This is a genomic window from Microcoleus sp. BR0-C5 (genome assembly GCF_036705045.1).
In the GTDB taxonomy this organism is placed as follows: Bacteria; Cyanobacteriota; Cyanobacteriia; order Cyanobacteriales; family Microcoleaceae; genus Microcoleus.
This window is the reverse complement of record NZ_JAUBTR010000021.1, coordinates 1-19,564: the sequence shown is the minus strand read 5'-3', so window position 1 is coordinate 19,564 and position 19,564 is coordinate 1. Positions and strand designations below refer to the sequence as shown.

Here is a 19,564-nt window from a genome sequence, read left to right as displayed (position 1 = left end):
AGGTAATGCGAGCGGGGATCACGCGAGTTCATCCAAATATATGATTCCGATGCCACCGGAAACGATATTACCGATCGGTCAAATTATTCAACCTGCAAATTACAAAATCCTTCGGTATCTTTTCCTGTTCTAAACGAATTGTTTGCTTGCATAAATCAGCAAATAAATCATGCTCCTCCGGTGTCAGGTAAAATAAGTTAGCAACCTTGCACAATTTACCCGGCACAGCAGATTCCTGAAATGTATCGAAAGTTTCTCGATCCATCATAACAGAAATTGTTTTATCAAAATAAGACCTTAACTGCGAAAGAATCTGGAACCCTTGGGCATCCAAATCGCCCCAGTAAATTATTTGGCAATTCCTTAGCCACTCAACATCTTTTAAAATAGCTACATTAAACCCCTTTCCCCACAGCGCAAAGCTGTTGCTTAAATCAGGCAAAGTGCGAAAATTCATCAGATTCTCAGTAATAATAAAGCGGTATCCTTGAAGATTGCGACGTTCAAAATCAGAAATGAGTATGCTCATCTCCGAGGTGCTAATGCCATGCTTCACCTGTAGGTTTTGAGCCAAAGCTCTGATAGTTACCGATGGCTCAGCATATCGCAAACCAAATCGCTTTTCAAAATCATTTTCTTCTTGATTAATAGCATCATCTGGCAGGATAGCTGACAGCAATTCATTTAGAATACCTTTATTTTGTTCGATGAACTTAGTGTGAACATTTATCGGTAGTTCGCGAATATAAAGCTGAGGTTTGGGATGGTTCTGAAAATACAAGCATACAGGCAATAAATTCTCCCATTTTCCTAAGTGATTGATTACTTTTTGAGGATTTTGATTTAGCCAGATATTCAAATCAGGAATTTCATTTCTAATCCTTGCTACAACTTGTTTAAAATCCGCAACTTCAGGTTCCTTATTCAGGAATTTGAGATAATCTGTCTCTGTTTCAAATGTAATTCGGGATGGTAAAGACTGGAGAGCAAATTTGCGAGTTTTCCGCTGGAGCAGCTCAACTTGATACCCGTAGCCAACGAACTTTTTTGAGCCTTTCAGAAGTTGCTGTACAGCATCTCTTAGCTTCAGGTAGTCGTCGGGAATTTTTTTGCCAGCGGGAAAATCTCGCGGGAAAAAAGGTTCTCCCTGGAGCAAGGATTGCAGGAAGGGAATATATAGTCGATCGGCTTTTTTTCTGATTTCTTCGGGGGTAATCATCAACAGACGCAGTTAATTTGAAGCAATTTGTCCGAGAGGCTGTTTGTCTACGGACATATTATAAACCTTGGAGTCGTTCTCTTCAATACTGTTTTCAACATAGTAACCAGCTCCTGCATAATGCTCAAGAACTTGAATTTTGTCTTTGGGGGTCACTACCAGAAGCTGAAGATTTAATTGTTTAAATAAATCCATCGCATACCTTGCATTTGTTTCATCTGACTTGCTAAAAGCTTCATCAATCACCACAAGACGAAATGATTGAGATTTAGTTTCATCCTGTACTAATCCAAATTGATAGGCAATAGCTGACGCTAGAATAGTGTAAGCTAATTTAGCCTTTTGCCCGCCCGATTTTCCAGAAGAGTCCGAGTGATATTCCCTCTCCGTATCGTCGGCTTTATTCTTGACGCTGACTGAGAAATTGAGCCAATTACGCACATCGGTGACTCTTGCTGTCCACCGCTCATCTGACTGGAGGCGATCGATCAGCTCTTTAATTTTTTTAAAGCTAGCTTCGTCAGCTTCCGAAGTTCGCTCAAGCCCTACATCAGCATAGCACAAACCTTTTTTTAAGAGATTTTTAAATTCCTTAATTTGGTTTTCTCCGTTGGCATCCCATTGGACTTGTATATAAGTCAAGGGTGTATATTCAATCATTTTTAAGGATTGATTGAGATCGTAAATATTGTCTTTAATGTCACTTTCCCATTCTTCTAAAGTATCTTTAAAATTATAAATAGCGCTATTAATTTTCTCATCAAGCAGTTTTTTAAACCTTTGTTCCTGTGTGGGTAAATCATCTCGTTCGATTTTTTCTAGCATTCCCTTGAACTCAGGGATAAATTCTACTGATGCGTCAACATTTGCAGTTTCTGCAGGATAGTCCCCCTTGTAACTACTCATCTTTTTTTCAATGCTGTTTCGCAGAGAATTCAACTTCTTGTTTGCGTCGCTTATTTGAGTTTGGTAAGACTCCTTTACTTGATATTTCAAACTATCAATGTTATCGAGGGTCAGAATTTGATTGCTGAAACTCTCTTCAATATCAGGAGTATAAGTCTGAATCTCTTGGGATGTCGATAAACTCGATCGTTGTTCGCATTCAGCGCTCTGTTTTTGGTAATGCTCGATATCGCGATCGATAATACCAATGTTTCTTTCGGCGACACTTTTAGCTGCGTCGTTTGTCTGAATGTCAGCGCACACAACAGCTAGCTTTGTCTTCAACTGCTCTAAACGATCGCAATTCCCCTCTAACTCCTGCTTTTGCTCTACTAGAGTTTGCTTTTGGCTCTCGTCCGGTTTCCAGTCGATCGCACAAAAATCATTAAATTCCAATAACTGTTCTAGCCGATTTTTTTTAACTCTGCACTCTTCAAGTTTTTTGTCAATACCCTGTAGAGCTTTTTCTACTCGACTAAGCTCTGCTTTAAGCTGAATTGAATCAGCTTCATAAGCCTTAATTTTATCAGAATTGTCCCAGCCCAAAATATATCTTTTTTTGTTGTCATTGATGGAATGGCGATCGTCTTTTTCATGTCTATTACCCTTCTTAATCAAGCCATTTTTTGTAATAGCATAATTCTGCCGCTCAAACAGCTCTAAATCTTGACAACAGATGCAGTCACCATAATATTTTAATAGTTCATTAGTCAGCCAAACAGTACATTCAGTATCAGATTTAATCTCCAATTTGTTAAACAAGGAATTATTATCTAAGTTTTTGGATACCAGATCTAAATTTTTATTGTCAACTTTCTGATAAATGACGCGGCCCCGCAGATGAGTGCGATCGACATATCGAGTGAATTGATGGTAGTATTTTTCAGGAACTAAGAGTTGCAGTCCAAAGTTGTGCAGCAGTTTTTCGATCGCCCCTTCCCATTCTTGCCGCTCTCCATCCTTTACCTTCAGCAGTTCGCCCACAAAAGGAATTTCGGACTCAGCAATTCCCAAAGCTGTTAATATCTTTTCTCTGATTCCCAAGTTTTCAGCAGGAATCTGATTTTTTCGCTGTCTTAAAGATAGCAGTTCTTGATTTAACTCAGTGCAACTATCTTTAACTTGCTTCTCATTATTTTTTTTGTCGTCGCGTTGGGTTTTTAATTCTTCCAGTTCAACATCAACACTTTTTTGAGTTTCCCTTGCTTGGATTATAGAACTATTAAATGTATCCAGGTCACTGTAAGTTGGAAATCCTATACCTTCAGCAATTCTATCGTATTTTTGGGCGGCTTGTCGATGATTAGCTATCTGACGGTCTAAAGACTTAATTTGCTGTTCTAATTCTTTGATTCTCCGTCCTGTTTCATCAGTTTCAATAGCGACTGTTAAGTCTTTCTCTTGCTGTCGCAAGCCTTCTATAACTCTGCATATTTCTGATAAATTATGGCGGATTTGAGTATGTTCCTGTTGTTTGTCTGCAATAGCTTTCTGCAACAAACCTATTTTACGCTGAGCAAAATAGGCAGGAACAATTGGCCATACTTTATTTAACTCATCCAGAGTCTCTTTGACATTTTCGTAACTTTCAGAGTCAGCGATTAGCGGTTTCAAAACCTCTAGCTGTTTCTTGGCTTTCTGCATTGCTTCATGGGAAGAGGTTAAATTTTCATAATACTCGATCAGCTCTTGGATTGTATTTTCAACATTAGTTTTTTCCAGCATATGACCGCGCACAAAGTCATTTAATTTGCCAATTTCTTTGATACTGACAGTCTGATTGAATAAATCGAAAGCTTTTTCCGATTCCACACCAAAAATTTTACGAAATCGTTTGCTGTAGTCAGCAAATGTGTGAAATTGTTCAATTTTTACTTTCTGGAAAGATGCCAACTTCTTTTTTAACTCTGGTAAACTTTTAAAGTCATTGAAATGTTCGGCGATACTCAGTTCGCCAGCGGCAACCACAAACAACTTTTCAACTCCCTCTTTTACATACAAAACCTGAGCCAGAGTGACGTTCTGTTTGTATCCTTCGTTATAAAAATAAGCGAGTAAAACTGAATAATCATCTTTGGTACGCAGGTACTGCGGTTTAGATTTGTAGTCATCTTCAGTTTTAATTGTGCTGTAGGCTCCGAGTACATACGTCTTTTCGTCTCGCTCTCGCTTTCCTGAACCTGAAGCTAAGTTATAATTCCGCTTTCCATTCGGGACTAATAGTGTCAGTAGTCCGTCAACCAAAGTCGATTTACCGGAACCATTGGCCCCGGTGAGGAAGGAAGTTTTACCGTAGGGTGCGATCGTACCCTGCTTAAAAGTTCCCCAGTTTAATACTTCCAGCCGATGCAAGCGATATCCAGCTTTGGAATTGTCACTCTCAAATTCAAGCATTAGATTTGTCATAAGCTTCTAACCCTTTTTTGATATCCGTCAATGTTTCAGCGGGAATTTTAGCTTTGAGGATGCGGCGAATCTCATAGGATTCGCCTTCTTTATTCTTTAACTCTTTCAAAAAGTGCAACTTGACAACTCGATTGATAGATTCGTCAAATTTTTTCAAAAGCTTTGGCTCATCAGTTTGATCGGGAAAAAACTGACGCATCAAATCGTGAATTTCATGTTTATACACAATGCAGCGAGTCGAATCAGAGGTGCTGTTATTAAACTCTAGCAATTTTTCGCGCAATAAAACACATAGTACCGTAACTTCGTAGCTCAGGGGAACTCTCTTAACCAGCCTGGGCAGTTTCTTTGCTTCCTCGTCGCCATCGTCACCATCTGGCTGCTGTAAAAAAGCATATCCTTCCGCTTCATCTAAATAAAGTCTCAGCCCAATTTTTCCAAAGTATTCTCTGACGTTTTTTTCATTCTTCAATAGCTCACCCCAATCATCCTTATCTTCATCTTCATACAGGATACCCTGTAGTAATTTGATGAGTGCTGGTGCGTAGGATGCGATAATCTCGTTTGTCATCATGAATTTGCTGTGTTTATCTTTTAAAAATAACTTGTGGGAGTGTCAGGTGCAGGATGTTCTGCTTGTCAAAGGAACTTGCCGTAATGCGATCGCTCACTGAGTCATCGATCGCGTGTTTTGTGTCTTGAGAGGCGATCGCCAAATAAGCAACTACTTCAGACAAACCCTTTTCCACCGGATACTTCTCAATTACTTCAGCTAGCGTTACCCAATCTTTGCCCTCCAATGTGGCTGCAATCTGCCGCTTCAATACTTCCTCATCGACATAACAATAATTTCGCAAAGCATCAATTTGTTCTATCGGTAGCTCAACATTTGCGTCGCTCAACAAATTGTAGCTTTTAAAACTCCGCTCTTCTGTTGGTTTACCCAACGGTCTTTCCATCACCAGTTGCACTTCCGGGTCGCCTTCTATCCAAATAAATTCCTCATTTTTGGGAGGATTATCGATCGCCGCCAGTGCTAAATTTTTAATCTCTTTAATCAGTTCTATTACTCGTTTGTTCTCGGCGATATGCTGTTCGACCAGCATTTTTCGCAACTGTTCTGCCAGACGATAATTAGATTTAATAATTTTGTCGCTAGCTTGAATCAGACTGCGTTTAATTCTTCGGAGTATGGGATTTTTTTTACCCAAATCTTGAAGTTCTGGCAAGCCATATACCCCATTAATCAGTTGTTCCAATTCTTCCTGTTTAGAAGGATCTGTCAGAAAATCTCGGAAGGCATAGAAGCTGCGCCCCTGATCGGATTTCCTAATTTCTTCATCCCCCTCAATTACCTGTGCCACAACTAACCCCTTTCCCCCCTCCTCTTTTAGCTGTGCCTTTTTCACTTTGTCCGTGATTGCTTTAAAATTTTGCTCGACATCTCCAAAATCAGCAAGGAGTCGGCCGGCCACATCATTAGCTTTTAGAAACCACTCTTTGAGCTTAGCTTCGCTGTAGCGTTCAACCTCACCAGTTTGTTTGATTGTGTCGATTTCTTTCTGAATGGCTGCTTTTTGTTTTTCTAATTCGTCTAAACGCGCTGCTGGATCTTCTGTACTTTTGGTGACAATTTCTTTGAGAAGGGAAAATATCTCTAAAAACTGTGATTCAGTGCCAATAAACTCTCTCCTCTTCAAATCTTCCAGCCAAGCAATCGCCCGATTAGTACCCGGTGTAAGTTCAAAAACCGGATCGTCATTCTTCGTCTGATAATATCTCTTCAAGAACTGATGATCGCTGTTGCACCAAGTATCCAGGTAAGTCTGTGCTTTCCCACGATATAGTTCCGGTTGATCTTCGCACAGCTTCTCCAAATAATTTTCAAGTTTTTCTACCAGTTCTGATTGGGAAACGGTAATCCGATTTAGAGGCTTGAACTGGTGATACAAAAAACTGATAATTAAAGGTGCGTTGTCAGTTCTTAAAAGTTTAAGGCTAGGCTCGTTTTTTAAATCATCTTCTATTTGGCCATGTTTCATATGCCCAGCGTTAAATTATAGATTTAATTGTCGTCCGATTAGCATTTAACCCTTGGCAAATATGAATTATGAATGGTGAATATTTTTTTCACAATTCATAACTCATACACTATTAAAATTTAAACCTCGGATGCGCGCAATTGTCCGCAGGCTGCATCTGCTTCTAAGCCGCGAGAATACCGGACGCTAACTGCAATTTTCTTTTCCTTCAAAGTCGCAACGAAACTATTAATTCGATTGGGAGTCGGTCGCTTATATTCAGCTTCCTGAATCGGATTGTAAGGAATCAAATTGACGTGACACTGAAAGCCGCGCAACTGACTCGCTAACTCGGCTGCGTGTTCCGGTAAGTCATTCACACCTGCTAAAAGTACGTATTCAAAACTCAATCTGCGTCCAGTCGATCGCACATATTCCCGACATTCGGCGATTAACTCACCCAAAGGATAAGGGCGGGCGCTAGGAATTAACTCTTCGCGCAATCTTTGATTGGAAGCGTGGAGGCTGACGGCGAGGGTAACTTGCAGTTGATGTTCGGCTAGTTGGCTGATGCGATTGCGAATTCCTACTGTGGAAATGGTGATGTTTCGCTGTCCAATTCCTACGTCTTGATTCAAACACTTGACAGCAGTTACAACATTATCGAAATTCAGCAGGGGTTCGCCCATTCCCATAAATACGATGTGGCTGACTCGGCGGCCGAAGTCTTGCTGTACTGTCAAGACTTGATCGACGATTTCGTTTACTTCTAAATTGCGCTTGAAACCGCCTTTTCCGGTAGCGCAAAAGTCGCAGCCCATCGCGCAGCCAACTTGGGCTGAGACGCAGACAGTCAGCCGTTTATCGGTGGGAATGCCGACTGTTTCAATGATTTGACCGTCTGCCAATTTTAAGAGATACTTTACCGTGGCGTCTGGTGCGACCGATCGATAGTGAATGGTCGATCGCCCGATCGGAATTTTAGCAACAGTCTCGCGCCACTGTTTCGAGAATACAGAAATGTCAGAGATCGATCGCGCGCCTTTCTCATAAATCCACTGGTACAACTGCTTTCCCCGATAAGCAGGTTGCCCGTTTTGCTGCACCCACTCCGTTAACTCAGCCAAACTCGCCCCCAACAGAGGTGGAATTTTACCCGACTCAACAGCCAAAGCAGCAGTCTTGCGAGACTGATTCGCACCCTTGGAATTACCAGAAGAGTACACCTGAGAAACGGAAGTAGGAGACATAGGTCATCAGAAAATTTAAAGCCATCCTCCATATTAAAACTTCTGGACCAAAACTGCCGTCGATCGAAAAGTTAATTTCTGGCTTAACTCCACAAAATAGCATCTAAATGACCGCAGCCACCTAAATTGACACTCCTCGCTCTTTCATAGGCGAGGATTCTTAATTCAGCGACTGACCTTTTGACATAGTATCCTTTCGGCAATACTTAAACTTTTCAACCGTACTATAGTACCAATTGACGAGCCTAAGTTACTAAGTCCCAGAGGGTCTATCTCCAAAAGCGTACTAGAATATGAATCTAGAGTTTGGGCGTGCCCCGCCCTACTTGATTGATGGAACCAAATTATTTATTTTATGGTAGGAGAATGCGTTGATTCTCTTGCTGTTTTAAGAGTTTTCGCTGCTCTTTGTCCAATTCTTTACGCCTAAAAGTGTGTCTTACTGTTTTACGATGGCGAAGGAGTTTAACCTTGACTTTTGTATCATAGCACAAAGCCGTCCTAGAAGGACAGGGTTTTAGACCCATTTTTCTGATAAACTCTGTAGTTTGTTCAAGGGTGTGCAAATTTAACGGCTTTCCATCACAATTAATGCAACTTTTATGGTGCTAAATATTCTGGCGCTGCCCTTAGCGTTTCAATTTACATCCCCAGGCCCGATTATCTTTCAACTCGGTCCCCTAGCCATCCGCTGGTACGGGCTGTTGATAGCTTCGGCCGTCTTGATTGGGGTCAGTCTGTCCCAATACTTGGCCCAAAAGCGCCGCGTCAACCCGGACTTGCTGGGCGATTTGGCAATTTGGCTGGTCCTGGGCGCTATTCCCTGTGCTCGAATTTACTATGTGGCTTTCGAGTGGCAGCAATACGCCCAGAGACCTGAAGATATTATTGCGATTTGGAAAGGCGGAATTGCCATTCACGGGGCGATTTTGGGGGGAACGATCGCAGCTTTAATTTTTGCAAAAATTCAGCGAGTTTCTTTTTGGCAATTGGCAGATTTAATCGCGCCTTCGGCAATTCTCGGTCAGGCGATCGGACGCTGGGGAAATTTCTTTAACTCCGAAGCTTTTGGCAGTCCTACGGATTTGCCTTGGAAACTCTATATTCCGCCAAACAGCCGCCCGCCCGCCTACGCTAATTTTGAATACTTCCACCCCACATTTCTCTACGAATCCCTGTGGAATTTGACAGTATTTGGGTTGCTTCTGACTTTATTTTTTCGAGATTTGCAGGGCAAAATTCGCTTGAAAACTGGTGCTTTATTTTTGGTTTATATCGCAGCTTACAGTTCCGGTAGAGTCTGGATTGAAGGGTTGCGGACTGATAGTTTGATGTTCGGGCCGCTGCGGACGGCACAGATGGTAAGCTTGACTGGGATTGTGTTAGGGTTGGGCGGGTTAGCTTGGCTTTATTTGCTCGATCGACCTTTACCCGATGTTGTCTCCCCCAATAGCGATCGGGCAAAGATCACTCAGAAATCCCCAGAGGATCAATAAAAAACCCCAGAGAGGTTAGTCTCTAGGGGTTAAAACCAGGGTGCATCTACCATCTATTACTTCCAACCAAAATAGGTACATCCGGAAGCGTCCGTAAATTTAGCAAATTTTTTAGCAGCCATGAGTTTAACAGAGATTGAAGCCCTAATTCCAAGGGTATACATTGTAGGTGCAGGCCCGGGAGACCCGGATTTGTTGACTGTTAAGGCTCAAAAATTACTGGCTGCAGCCGATGTCATATTATTTGCTGATTCCCTAGTTCCAGACCAAATTTTGCATGGGGTGCGCGCAGATGCTGAAGTGATCCAAACTGCGGATAAGACCCTCGAAGAGATTGTACCTTTGATGGTGGAACGAGTGCGCGGCGGGAAAAGCGTCGTCCGTCTCCATTCCGGCGATCCCTGTCTCTACGGAGCTGTTGGCGAACAAATGCAAGCTTTGGCCTTGGAGGGAATTGCTTTTGAGGTAATCCCAGGAATTAGCGCTTTCCAACTTGCGGCAGCTAAACTTAAAATTGAGTTGACAGTTCCCGGAGTTGTGCAGACAATTATTTTGACGCGAATTAGCGGCAGAACCGAAGTACCGGAACGCGAAGAATTGGCGAGTTTAGCGGCTCATCAAGCGAGTTTGTGCCTGTATTTGAGTGCCCGCCATGTCGAACAAGCTCAAGCTAAATTGATGGAACATTACCCCTCGGATTTGCCTGTAGCGATTTGTTATCGGTTGGGCTGGCCGGATGAAAAAATTGTGCTAGTTCCCCTTGACAAAATGGCCGTTGCTACGCGCGAAAATAATTTGATCAGAACGACAATGTACGTTATTAGTCCAGCGTTGGGAAAATCGGCAGAAGGGCGATCGCGCTTGTACCATCCAGAGCACGATCGGCTTTTCCGACCCTCGAAGGAAGAAGGAAGAAGGAAGAAGGAAGAAGGAAGAGGGAAGAAGGAGCAATTATGAAATAACCAATTACCAATTCCCAATTCTCAATTCCCCAATCTAAAATCTAAAATCTAAAATCGCCATGACTGATTTAACTCGCAGACAATTTATTACTGTCACCGCATTAAGCGCCGGATTTACTTTAGCAGTTCATCCTCTGGCGGCTGCCGTTATCAATACGGATGCTGCTGGTTTAGTTGCAGGTGAGGTAAAAATTCCTGTAAAAGACGGCTCAATTCCAGCCTACAGAGCAATGCCAGCCAGCGGCAGCAATTTTCCAGTAATTTTAGTAATTCAAGAAATCTTCGGAGTTCACGCGCACCTTCAAGATATTTGCCGCCGTTTTGCTAAATTAGGTTATTTAGCGATCGCCCCAGAAATGTTTGCCCGTCAAGGTGATGTTTCTAAAATGACCGACATTCAAGAAATTAGGAGTAAAGTTGTCTCGAAAGTTCCTGACGAGCAAGTTATGTCCGATTTAGATGCTACCGTAGAGTGGGCACAAAAATCAGGAAAAGGCAATATTAATAAGTTGGGGATTACAGGATTTTGCTGGGGTGGCAGAATTGTTTGGCTGTACTCTTCCCATAACCCGAAAGTCAAAGCTGGAGTGGCTTGGTACGGGCGTTTGGTTGGCGATTCTACGGCTTTAACTCCCAAACAGCCGATCAACATTGCAGCAACTTTGAAAGTGCCTGTATTGGGGCTTTACGGCGGCAAAGACGAGGGAATTCCCAACGATACAGTCGAGAAAATGCAGGAAGTTCTCAAAACTGGTAGCAGCGGTTCGGAAATTGTGCTTTATCCAGATGCGCCGCACGCTTTTAACGCTGACTATCGTCCCAGTTACCGGGAAAAAGAAGCTAAGGATGCTTGGAAACGGATGCAAGATTGGTTTAAAAAGTATGGAGTTTCATAATAGTTGTAAGTTGTTAATTTTCACTTAAAACTGGTGTCAAGTTTGGGATCGAAAAAGGCAATATTAGCGAATAGCCCTTAAGACAGGTGGGTTTGTGGGCCCGACATTGGTAAACTGAGCGGTGTAGAATTATCGATCGAACAGGTAAGCCCGTGCTAGACGAACAAGCTAAAAAGACCATCTTGCGGAAAATCCCTCACGGATTGTACATCTGCGGTGTCAAAGACGGGGAGGAAGTCAACGGTTTCACCGCTAGCTGGGTGATGCAATCATCCTTTACCCCTCCCTTAGTTGTCAACTGCGTCAAGCAAGACTCCAAATCCCACGCCATGATCAAAGCCAGCGGTGTCTTTGCTTTGAGTTTCCTAGAAGCAGGGCAAAAAGAGTTAGCCCAGAAATTCTTCAAGCAGCAGCGCCGCGTTGGCAATAAATTTGAGGATGTAGAATTTTATCCCGGCGCGGAAACTGGTTGTCCGATTATCTCAGATTCTCTGGGTTACATCGAGTGCAAAGTTGTCGGTTCTGTGGAACACGGGGATCACACGGTTTATGTGGGAGAAGTTTTGGCAGCCGGCGTCCACCGAGAAGGCAATCCGTTGCTGCTAGAAAGCACCGGTTGGAATTACGGCGGCTAATGACTTGGCAGTTGGCAGTTTCGCACTCCATCTCAGAAACCCGGTTTCTACGAGTTTTGGCGATGAATAACGAGAAATATTCGTAGAAACCCGGTTTCTCGCCCCTGCGCTCAATCTCAGAAACCGGGTTTCTATAAGTTTTTGCGCTAAGTTTGTAGGGTGCGTCGCTTGCTATATCTTGGATAGAAATTGCAGATGTTTGATGGCGACGCACCTTACACTTGATATCGCCCGCGATCGTGTGTACCACATATACATGGAATATGCTGTATACCCAGAAACCCGGTTTCTAGTCTCTGCGTGTAGTTAAGGATCGCGAATTAAATAACTTACAATTTTAATTGTTATTGTGGGATGGGCGTCCCGCCCGTCCAAAAAGGACGGGCGGGACGCCCATCCCACTTTCAAGAGTGGAAGTTATTTAATTCTCATTCCTAAGCGGCGTATAATTAATAAAAAATCTGCGACAATTTGGTCGGCATTTTCTTCTGTCAAAATTGGTACGTGGACGAAAATACATTTAGCGGCTATTGGAGAATCGCAAATATGTTTTAAAACCGCATAATATAGGGCTTCACATACAAATTTTCCGGCTTCGTGACTGATTTCTGTTGCAGCTAAATCAGCGACTAGCGGTTCGAGATTAACTGCTGTTTTCAGAATGTCGTTATCGCAGCAAGCGCAAGATTCTACGGTTAATTTTGACCTACTTTCGGCCATGCCGCAGCAGATAATAGTGTCGGGTTGGAGTTGGTTGATTTGGGCGATCGCCAAATTCGGTGCTAGCTGGAAATCTACTGGCAGTTTCCTCAAAAAAGTCAGGGAATCAGGCCAAGATTTTATCTGGGAAATCTTGGCTAATAAGTCGTCGGAGGAGTTTGATTTCTGATGGGGAAGCCAAGTATCAAATGAGGTTAGCAGGATTTTCGTAGTCATATTTGTGCAATAATACTGATATTGATCATATAAGGCAAGTAAGTCAATGTCTGTCATTGCAGTAGTGGACTATGACATGGGCAATCTGCACTCGGTCTGTAAAGGCTTGGAAAATGTGGGTGCAGTGCCAAAAATTACAGATTCTCCTGCTATAATCGAGCAGGCTGATGCGGTGGTTTTGCCGGGAGTTGGTTCGTTTGACCCGGCAATGCAGAATTTACGATCGCGCAATTTGATAGAACCGATAAAAAGGGCGATCGCGTCGGGGAAACCTTTTTTAGGCATTTGTTTGGGTTTGCAAATTCTGTTTGAAAGTTCCGAAGAAGGCGTAGAACCGGGATTGGGGGTTATTGCGGGAAAAGTGCGCCGATTTCGCTCGGAACCGGGTTTGACAATTCCGCACATGGGATGGAATCAATTGCAATTTACTCAGCCGGATTCGCCGCTGTGGCAAAATTTACCGTCCGATCCTTGGGCTTATTTCGTGCATTCTTATTATGTCGATCCAGTTGATTTGGAAGTGCGATCGGCAATTGTGACTCACGGCAGTCAAAACGTGACGGCTGCTATAGCTAAAGACAATCTGATGGCCGTGCAATTTCACCCCGAAAAGTCTTCGAGTACGGGATTGCAAATGCTGTCAAATTTTGTCAGTCTGGTGAGAGAAAAAGTACCTGCTTAGGTGGCATGAGTCTTGAGAAACCCGGTAGATGGCCGAAACCGGGTTTGACATTTTTAAAACTCTTCTTCCTTCTTCCTTCTTCCTTCTTCGGACTGACATCGGACTGACATCCGTTACATCCGTTGCCGAACTTCTTTCTTCCTTCTTCCTAAATGAGCCTGAGAATCTGCGGAAACCGCCAAATCAAAACCCTGCCGGGACTCGCAACTCGCCCTACACCTTCGCGAGTCAGAGAAGCTTTATTTAATATTTGGCAAGGGACGATCGCAGATTGCAGATGGCTTGACATTTGTACCGGCAGCGGTTCGATGGGTGCAGAAGCTTTGTGTCGTCAAGCCGCGAGTGTCACTGGCATCGAACAGTCGGCGAAAGCTTGTGCGATTATCCGCGAAAACTGGGAGCAAGTAGCAGACTCGTCCCAAACATTCCAAATACTGCGCGGAAACGCGACGGCGAAGTTGGCAACACTAGCTGGGCAGCAGTTCGATCGCATTTACTTCGATCCGCCCTACGCCAGCGATTTGTACGAACCTGTGTTAAACACGATCGCCAGCCAAGAAATGCTAGCACTCCTCGGCGAAATCGCGATCGAACATAGCCCGGAGCGATCGATACAACCGATTCCCGGCCTAGAAATTTGCCGCCATAAAATATACGGCAATACAGCATTAACCTTCTATTCCCGCAGTGGCTGACAGGCTCAAACCGCAGCAGCGTCAATCGATTTTCGATTTTCGATTTTCGATTGACTTGCGCGAGATAAATGCTCTTTCTTGAGGATTTTCGATTTTGGATTGACTTGCGCGAGATAAATCACGTGGCGGGTACCACCTTTGAAATTCGTAGTCACGCCTGGAGACAGGAAGAAACCGGGTTTCCGGGCGTGGGCGCGCCCTCGGTACTAAAAGTTTTTCCCGTGGGTACAATACAAATTTTTCCGATGAAGTTAAGCTTGGTGCGTAGGTTCTCAGAGCAAGTTGCTTCAGCAATTGACGAAATAAATGGAGTTTAGGCTGAAAATAAAGACTTTCAGTTGTAACATGAACCCAAAGTGTGAGTGTGAATATTCCTAAAGGAGTGAATATGGTTCAGACACCTTCGCGCCCTCGTGGCAGCGAGTTTCCGGCTGCTAACTCGGTACAGCCAGTCAAACGCGATACGATTCTGGTGGGAGATAGCCTCTCCCTGCCAAATACCAAACTCTTCGGCACAGACGGCATTCGCGGGAAAGTTGGAGAATTGCTGAATGCACCCCTAGCCCTGCAAGTGGGCTTCTGGGCTGGACAAGTTCTACGGCAACATTCCCCCAACCAGGGGCCTGTGATTTTGGGACAAGACAGCAGGAATTCCAGCGATATGCTGGCAATGGCACTGTCAGCGGGTTTGACGGCCGCCGGTTTGGAAGTGTGGAATTTGGGATTGTGTCCCACTCCCTGCGTTGCTTATCTGGCAAGCGTTTCGGAGTCGGTCGGCGGAGTGATGATTTCGGCTTCTCACAATCCCCCAGAAGACAACGGCATTAAGTTTTTCGGCTCAAACGGCTCGAAGCTGTCGCAGCAGTTGCAGGAACAAATCGAAGCGGGAATCCGGGGGGCAAAGGTTCCAATTGCTAGCTTGGGTTTGGGACACCACTACCATCGGTCTGAGTTGGTTAAAGATTATGCCACTTCGCTCTGTGATTCGCTGCAACAGATGAATTTGGAGGGAATGCGGATAGTTTTGGATTTGGCTTGGGGGGCTGCCGCGGGTTTGGCGCCGGCGGTGTTCGCGCAAATGGGGGCGGATGTTATCTGTTTGCACGACTCTCCTGATGGCGATCGTATTAATGTTAACTGCGGTTCTACTCATCTCGACAGTTTGCAAGCGGCTGTTTTGGAACACAATGCCGATTTGGGATTTGCTTTTGACGGCGATGCCGATCGAGTTTTGTGTGTTGACAACCAAGGTCGAACGATTGACGGCGATTACATTCTTTATCTGTGGGGCCGGCAGTTGCGCGACTCCGAACAGTTACCATCCAATTTAATTATTTCTACTGTAATGGCTAACCTCGGCTTCGAGCGAGCTTGGGAAGAATTGGGGGGCAAACTAACTAGAACCAACGTGGGAGATCAGTACGTTCACGCTGAAATGCAGCGCACTGGTGCGATGTTGGGAGGCGAACAGTCGGGACACATTCTTTGTCCGCATTACGGTATTAGCGGCGACGGTTTGCTGACAGCTTTGCATATGGCTTCGCTGGTGCGCCAGTCCGGGCAATCTTTGGCACAATTGGTAAGTGGCAGTTTCAAAACTTATCCGCAGTTGCTGCGAAATATTCGGGTGGACGATCGCGAAAAACGCCTGAAATGGCACGAGTGCGAGGCAATGCAAAAGGCGATCGAGCGTGCTACAACAGCAATGGGCGAACAGGGACGGGTTTTGGTTCGCGCTTCTGGCACTGAACCGCTAATTCGAGTTATGGTGGAAGCTGCTAGCGCCGAATTGGCTAATTTCTGGACTGAAAATTTAGTTTTAGCCGTTCAGCAACACATAGCTATCTGATGGAAATGGGGACTTGCTAAAAGTTGTGAATTTTGAGTGTTGAGTTTTGAGTTGAAATCCTTTAATTCAAAATTCAGAAATCAAAATTTCTAACTATTAATTTCGATTTTTAATCAACTTCTCCAAAAATAACGAGTGGGGTAGGCAGGATGCCTGCCCTTAACTTTATTTTCACTCAATTGTGTGATGATGATTTCTGTTGTTATACCTACCTACAACCGCGAGCAACCTCTGCGAGAGACATTGGCTGATGCGATTAGGCAAAATTACCCGAATTTTGAAGTGCTGGTAATTGATCAAACTCGCACCCACGAATCGGAAACTCAAGTTTATTTAGAGGAATTGGCAAATGCTGGCCAAATTCGGTGGTTTAGAGTAGATTGGGCGAGTTTACCGGCGGCTCGAAATTATGCAGTGCGACGCGCAGTTGGAGAAATTATTTTATTTATTGATGATGATGTACAATTGCCAGATGGTTTTTTGGCTGCTCACGCTGACAATTATTTAGAAAAACCCGATGTGGGATGTGTGGCAGGCAGGGTTTTTGACAGAATGAAACTCGATAATTCTGGAGGCGATTTGGCGATCGAATATTTGCCCTCAGAAGCTATGGATGCCGGGATTGCCTGGTATTTTATCGATTTGGTGCATACAGTCAAACCGCAGCAGGTGCTCTCGGCTAGAGGCTGCAATATGTCATTTCGCCGGCAGGTTTTTGCCGAGTGCGGGCTGAGGTTTGACGAGCGGTTTGCAGGGAGTGCGGTGCGGGAGGAGTCGGATTTTTGTTTGAGATTGCGATCGACTGGCCTGAAAATTTGGTACGATCCCAAGGCCTGTTTAGTTCACTTGGGGGAAGAGAGCGGGGGCTGTCACGATGTCAGCACGCGATCGATCGAATATCAAGTCACATTTTATCACAACCATTTCCTCATGGGATTGAAAAATTTAACAGCCTTTCAATGCCTGCGATTTTTTGCCAAACTCTTTGACTGCCACGTTTTGGGAAATCCACCTTGTTATAAAAGCCGATCGCCCATTAAAATCCTAACTAGATTTGCTTTTTATATCCTGGGTTTTCTCAGTGCTATAAACACAGTAATTCAATCTCTTTGGAATGATGGACAAAGTTATAGCCATCAAGACAAGATTAACGATGAATAATTACCTATTCCCCATTCGCCCTTCCCAATAAATGAGAATTCTCGTGGCTAGTCACACCTATATTGTGGACATTAATCGGGAAAAATTCAAGATATTAGCCAACCTAGAACCCGATATTGAAGTAACAGTTGTAGTGCCGCAGCGTTGGAAACCCGGAGGCGTACAAAATAAAATTATAGAAACGCAATTTTATCAAACAGGTTCATTTAAAGTAGTCCCAGTCTCCAACTTTAGTCAAAACAATCAAGGATTGCTAACTTTTGGTACAGATTTAATTGAACTTTTGCATAAAATAAAGCCCCAGATAATTCAAGTTGAACAAGGTTCAAAATCTATCGCTTGCGCTCAGTTAATATTACTAAATAAACTGCTAAAATTGCAAGCAAAAAATATATTATTTACTTGGTGGAATCTGCCTTATAAATTGAAGTGGCCTGTTTCAATCTTAGAAAATTACAATCTTCAGCACACCGACGGAATTATTGCAGGCAACCTAGATGGAGCTAAAATTTTGCGGCAGCGGGGCTATCAAGGTGCGGTAAAAGTAATGCCCCAACTCGGAGTAGATGAAGCTTTGTTTCGCCACACTGGTAAAGACGCTGATTTATCGCGCAGGTTCGGTATTGAACAGACCGATTTTGTGGTAGGATTTGTAGGGCGATTTGTCGAAGAAAAAGGATTGTTGACTTTAGCTGAAGCCTTGGCAGGGTTGAAAAAAATCTCTTGGAAGTGGCTGTTAGTTGGACAAGGAAAATTGCGGACGCACCTCGCCGAAAAATGTATTGAATGGGGAATCAGCGATCGCATAATCTGGGTAGAAAGCGTTTCTCACGAAGAAATTCCCCCCTACATTAACTTAATGAACTGTTTGGTATTGCCCTCGCAAACCAGCTATAAATTCAAAACTTTGACCACGGTGGGCTGGAAAGAACAATTCGGTCACGTTTTAATCGAAGCGATGGCCTGTAAAATTCCGGTGATTGGTTCCGACTGCGGGGAAATTCCCCACGTCATCGGCGATGCGGGCTTATTATTCCCCGAAGGAAATGCAGGGGTTTTGCGAGAATGTTTGCAGAAATTAATGGAGCGGCGGGAGTTGGCGGCCGATTTGGGCGATCGGGGTTATCATAGAGCGATGAGCAATTATACCAATAAAGCTTTAGCTGAGCAGTTGTTGGAATTCTACAAAGAATTGTTGTAACTTTTAGCTATAATGCAAGTGTTAAATAATAACTTTGGTAAATGTCTATTCCTTCCGAGATACGCTCTTTGGTTGACGAGCTCTACCAGGTACTAGACGATAGCGAGCGCCAAGCAACGCAGGGACTTTTTGCACTTAGAAGAGCAATGTCTCTTTTTCCCCAGAATGAAATACTGATGCAATACTTTTCTTCCATCACCAATTTTCAATTCAACGTAGCAGGTACTCGCTTACAAGCAGAGCACATTGTGGGCAATGTATTGATGGCTGGTGTGCCCGATGAAGATGTTCAAAAAGCCGGAGATTATTTAGCAGCCTTGCTAAAGATGGCTCCTGAATCGAAAATTATGATAGACAAAGTAGTTGAGAGATTAGAAGCATTGCCATGAAACAATTACCAGATGAAAGCCTACTGGTGGAAATCCTTGAAAGTGTGAAAGCTGCGGAAGCAAAAGCCAGTGAAATGTATGAATTTTCCAAGACAATGGCTCACAATACCCAAATTACAGCAACAAAAAGAGAGGAAGCTGAACAGCTAGACGGGCAGCATTTTGCAGATAATTAAATTTGTAATGGGAGATGTTGGTATGTTGATTTAAATAACTATCCCTGATGCGGATTCTCCAAATTATCCCCTCCATTTCCCTCGTCTACGGCGGGCCGAGTCAAATGGTACTCGGACTTTCTGCTGCCCTCGCGACCAAAAACATCGATGTCACAATTATCACCACAGATTCTAACGGAGATATCGGTCAAATTCCCTTAGATGTCCCCTTAAATCAACCAATAAAACAAAATGGTTATCAAATTATTTATTTCCGCTGTTATCCGTTTCGTAGATATAAGTTTTCTCTGAGTTTATTGCAGTGGTTGAATCAAAATGCACAACAATTTGACCTCGCCCACATTCACGCTCTTTTCTCACCAGTAACTACCTTTGCCGCCACAATTGCTAGATATCACAAGTTGCCATATATTATGCGTCCCTGCGGTATGCTTGACCCCGCAGACTTGCAGAAAAAAAAGCGCTTGAAACAGATTTATGCCACGCTTTTAGAACGCCCTAATTTAGCAGGGGCAGCCGCAATTCATTTCACAAGTAAAGAAGAGGCTAAAATCTCAGAAAGATTTGGTTTGGGCTGCACAGGCAAGATGCCCGTGCCACGGGATTTGGACTGCACAGGCAAGATGCCTGTGCCACGGGATTTGG

19 protein-coding genes are annotated in these 19,564 nt (G+C 43.8%); 13 read left to right on the top strand and 6 right to left on the bottom strand.

What is annotated here, in order from left to right; all coding sequences use genetic code 11:
- Positions 1-67 precede the first annotated feature (67 nt).
- From QUB08_RS12535 to rlmN, 5 genes are all read right to left on the bottom strand, one after another.
- Positions 68-1,219 carry a Wadjet anti-phage system protein JetD domain-containing protein gene (locus QUB08_RS12535; protein WP_333225076.1) on the bottom strand — a complete coding sequence of 384 codons (1,152 nt, stop codon included), beginning with the start codon at positions 1,217-1,219 and terminating at the stop codon, positions 68-70.
- A gap of 12 nt (positions 1,220-1,231) precedes the next feature.
- Positions 1,232-4,570: an SbcC/MukB-like Walker B domain-containing protein gene (locus QUB08_RS12530; RefSeq protein ID WP_333225011.1), complete on the bottom strand. Its 3,339-nt coding sequence runs from the start codon at positions 4,568-4,570 to the stop codon at positions 1,232-1,234.
- On the bottom strand, positions 4,551-5,144 hold the full coding sequence (locus tag QUB08_RS12525) for a DUF4194 domain-containing protein (RefSeq protein WP_333225010.1): 594 nt from the start codon (positions 5,142-5,144) through the stop codon (positions 4,551-4,553). The genes QUB08_RS12530 and QUB08_RS12525 overlap by 20 nt, the downstream gene beginning before the upstream one ends.
- Positions 5,145-5,157: 13 nt before the next feature.
- Positions 5,158-6,612 carry a DUF3375 domain-containing protein gene (locus tag QUB08_RS12520; protein ID WP_333225009.1) on the bottom strand — a complete coding sequence of 485 codons (1,455 nt, stop codon included), beginning with the start codon at positions 6,610-6,612 and terminating at the stop codon, positions 5,158-5,160.
- A 119-nt stretch (positions 6,613-6,731) separates the two neighbouring features.
- On the bottom strand, positions 6,732-7,841 hold the full coding sequence (gene rlmN, locus QUB08_RS12515) for a 23S rRNA (adenine(2503)-C(2))-methyltransferase RlmN (RefSeq protein ID WP_333225008.1): 1,110 nt from the start codon (positions 7,839-7,841) through the stop codon (positions 6,732-6,734).
- A gap of 602 nt (positions 7,842-8,443) precedes the next feature.
- Between rlmN and lgt the strand changes: the two genes are divergently transcribed.
- The 4 genes from lgt to QUB08_RS12495 all read left to right on the top strand — a co-directional run bounded on the left by lgt (position 8,444) and on the right by QUB08_RS12495 (position 11,830).
- Entirely contained in the window at positions 8,444-9,337 is an 894-nt protein-coding gene (gene lgt, locus QUB08_RS12510) for a prolipoprotein diacylglyceryl transferase (protein WP_333225007.1), read from the top strand.
- A 120-nt stretch (positions 9,338-9,457) separates the two neighbouring features.
- Entirely contained in the window at positions 9,458-10,294 is an 837-nt protein-coding gene (gene cobM, locus QUB08_RS12505; protein ID WP_333225006.1) for a precorrin-4 C(11)-methyltransferase, read from the top strand.
- A 64-nt stretch (positions 10,295-10,358) separates the two neighbouring features.
- On the top strand, positions 10,359-11,195 hold the full coding sequence (locus tag QUB08_RS12500) for a dienelactone hydrolase family protein (protein ID WP_333225005.1): 837 nt from the start codon (positions 10,359-10,361) through the stop codon (positions 11,193-11,195).
- 152 nt (positions 11,196-11,347) lie between these two features.
- The gene (locus QUB08_RS12495) at positions 11,348-11,830 is read left to right on the top strand and encodes a flavin reductase family protein (protein WP_333225004.1); all 483 of its coding nucleotides are present in this window, start codon (positions 11,348-11,350) and stop codon (positions 11,828-11,830) included.
- 417 nt (positions 11,831-12,247) lie between these two features.
- On the opposite strand, the gene QUB08_RS12490 is transcribed toward QUB08_RS12495, so the two are convergent.
- Positions 12,248-12,766, bottom strand: coding sequence for a pyroglutamyl-peptidase I family protein (locus tag QUB08_RS12490; RefSeq protein WP_333225003.1), 519 nt, complete (start codon positions 12,764-12,766; stop codon positions 12,248-12,250).
- Between the two features lie 46 nt (positions 12,767-12,812).
- Between QUB08_RS12490 and hisH the strand changes: the two genes are divergently transcribed.
- From hisH to QUB08_RS12445, 9 genes are all read left to right on the top strand, one after another.
- Positions 12,813-13,448 (top strand): imidazole glycerol phosphate synthase subunit HisH, encoded by a 636-nt coding sequence (gene hisH / locus QUB08_RS12485; protein ID WP_333225002.1) that lies wholly within the window; start codon positions 12,813-12,815, stop codon positions 13,446-13,448.
- Between the two features lie 152 nt (positions 13,449-13,600).
- A complete protein-coding gene (gene rsmD / locus QUB08_RS12480; RefSeq protein ID WP_333225001.1) occupies positions 13,601-14,143 on the top strand; it encodes a 16S rRNA (guanine(966)-N(2))-methyltransferase RsmD in 543 nt (180 codons plus the stop codon).
- A gap of 68 nt (positions 14,144-14,211) precedes the next feature.
- Positions 14,212-14,460, top strand: a complete 249-nt coding sequence (locus QUB08_RS12475) for a hypothetical protein (RefSeq protein WP_333225000.1) — start codon at positions 14,212-14,214, stop codon at positions 14,458-14,460.
- A gap of 71 nt (positions 14,461-14,531) precedes the next feature.
- On the top strand, positions 14,532-15,992 hold the full coding sequence (gene glmM / locus QUB08_RS12470; RefSeq protein WP_333225075.1) for a phosphoglucosamine mutase: 1,461 nt from the start codon (positions 14,532-14,534) through the stop codon (positions 15,990-15,992).
- A 186-nt stretch (positions 15,993-16,178) separates the two neighbouring features.
- Positions 16,179-17,153 carry a hormogonium polysaccharide biosynthesis glycosyltransferase HpsN gene (gene hpsN, locus QUB08_RS12465; protein ID WP_333224999.1) on the top strand — a complete coding sequence of 325 codons (975 nt, stop codon included), beginning with the start codon at positions 16,179-16,181 and terminating at the stop codon, positions 17,151-17,153.
- Between the two features lie 31 nt (positions 17,154-17,184).
- Positions 17,185-18,354, top strand: coding sequence for a hormogonium polysaccharide biosynthesis glycosyltransferase HpsO (hpsO, locus tag QUB08_RS12460; protein ID WP_333224998.1), 1,170 nt, complete (start codon positions 17,185-17,187; stop codon positions 18,352-18,354).
- 41 nt (positions 18,355-18,395) lie between these two features.
- Entirely contained in the window at positions 18,396-18,743 is a 348-nt protein-coding gene (locus tag QUB08_RS12455) for a hypothetical protein (RefSeq protein ID WP_333156010.1), read from the top strand.
- Positions 18,740-18,919, top strand: a complete 180-nt coding sequence (locus tag QUB08_RS12450; RefSeq protein ID WP_333224997.1) for a hypothetical protein — start codon at positions 18,740-18,742, stop codon at positions 18,917-18,919. Before QUB08_RS12455 ends, QUB08_RS12450 begins: the two co-directional genes overlap by 4 nt.
- A 47-nt stretch (positions 18,920-18,966) precedes the next feature.
- The coding region (locus QUB08_RS12445) for a glycosyltransferase (RefSeq protein ID WP_333224996.1) at positions 18,967-19,564 on the top strand (598 nt) is incomplete at its 3' end.

Coding starts and splice junctions, on each gene's coding strand:
- QUB08_RS12535 (WP_333225076.1), bottom strand. CDS start 1,219: ATGATTACCCCCGAAGAAATCAGAAAAAAAGCCGATCGACTATATATT.
- QUB08_RS12530 (WP_333225011.1), bottom strand. CDS start 4,570: ATGACAAATCTAATGCTTGAATTTGAGAGTGACAATTCCAAAGCTGGA.
- QUB08_RS12525 (WP_333225010.1), bottom strand. CDS start 5,144: ATGATGACAAACGAGATTATCGCATCCTACGCACCAGCACTCATCAAA.
- QUB08_RS12520 (WP_333225009.1), bottom strand. CDS start 6,612: ATGAAACATGGCCAAATAGAAGATGATTTAAAAAACGAGCCTAGCCTT.
- rlmN (WP_333225008.1), bottom strand. CDS start 7,841: ATGTCTCCTACTTCCGTTTCTCAGGTGTACTCTTCTGGTAATTCCAAG.
- lgt (WP_333225007.1), top strand. CDS start 8,444: ATGGTGCTAAATATTCTGGCGCTGCCCTTAGCGTTTCAATTTACATCC.
- cobM (WP_333225006.1), top strand. CDS start 9,458: ATGAGTTTAACAGAGATTGAAGCCCTAATTCCAAGGGTATACATTGTA.
- QUB08_RS12500 (WP_333225005.1), top strand. CDS start 10,359: ATGACTGATTTAACTCGCAGACAATTTATTACTGTCACCGCATTAAGC.
- QUB08_RS12490 (WP_333225003.1), bottom strand. CDS start 12,766: ATGACTACGAAAATCCTGCTAACCTCATTTGATACTTGGCTTCCCCAT.
- hisH (WP_333225002.1), top strand. CDS start 12,813: ATGTCTGTCATTGCAGTAGTGGACTATGACATGGGCAATCTGCACTCG.
- rsmD (WP_333225001.1), top strand. CDS start 13,601: ATGAGCCTGAGAATCTGCGGAAACCGCCAAATCAAAACCCTGCCGGGA.
- QUB08_RS12475 (WP_333225000.1), top strand. CDS start 14,212: ATGCTCTTTCTTGAGGATTTTCGATTTTGGATTGACTTGCGCGAGATA.
- glmM (WP_333225075.1), top strand. CDS start 14,532: ATGGTTCAGACACCTTCGCGCCCTCGTGGCAGCGAGTTTCCGGCTGCT.
- hpsN (WP_333224999.1), top strand. CDS start 16,179: ATGATGATTTCTGTTGTTATACCTACCTACAACCGCGAGCAACCTCTG.
- hpsO (WP_333224998.1), top strand. CDS start 17,185: ATGAGAATTCTCGTGGCTAGTCACACCTATATTGTGGACATTAATCGG.
- QUB08_RS12455 (WP_333156010.1), top strand. CDS start 18,396: ATGTCTATTCCTTCCGAGATACGCTCTTTGGTTGACGAGCTCTACCAG.
- QUB08_RS12450 (WP_333224997.1), top strand. CDS start 18,740: ATGAAACAATTACCAGATGAAAGCCTACTGGTGGAAATCCTTGAAAGT.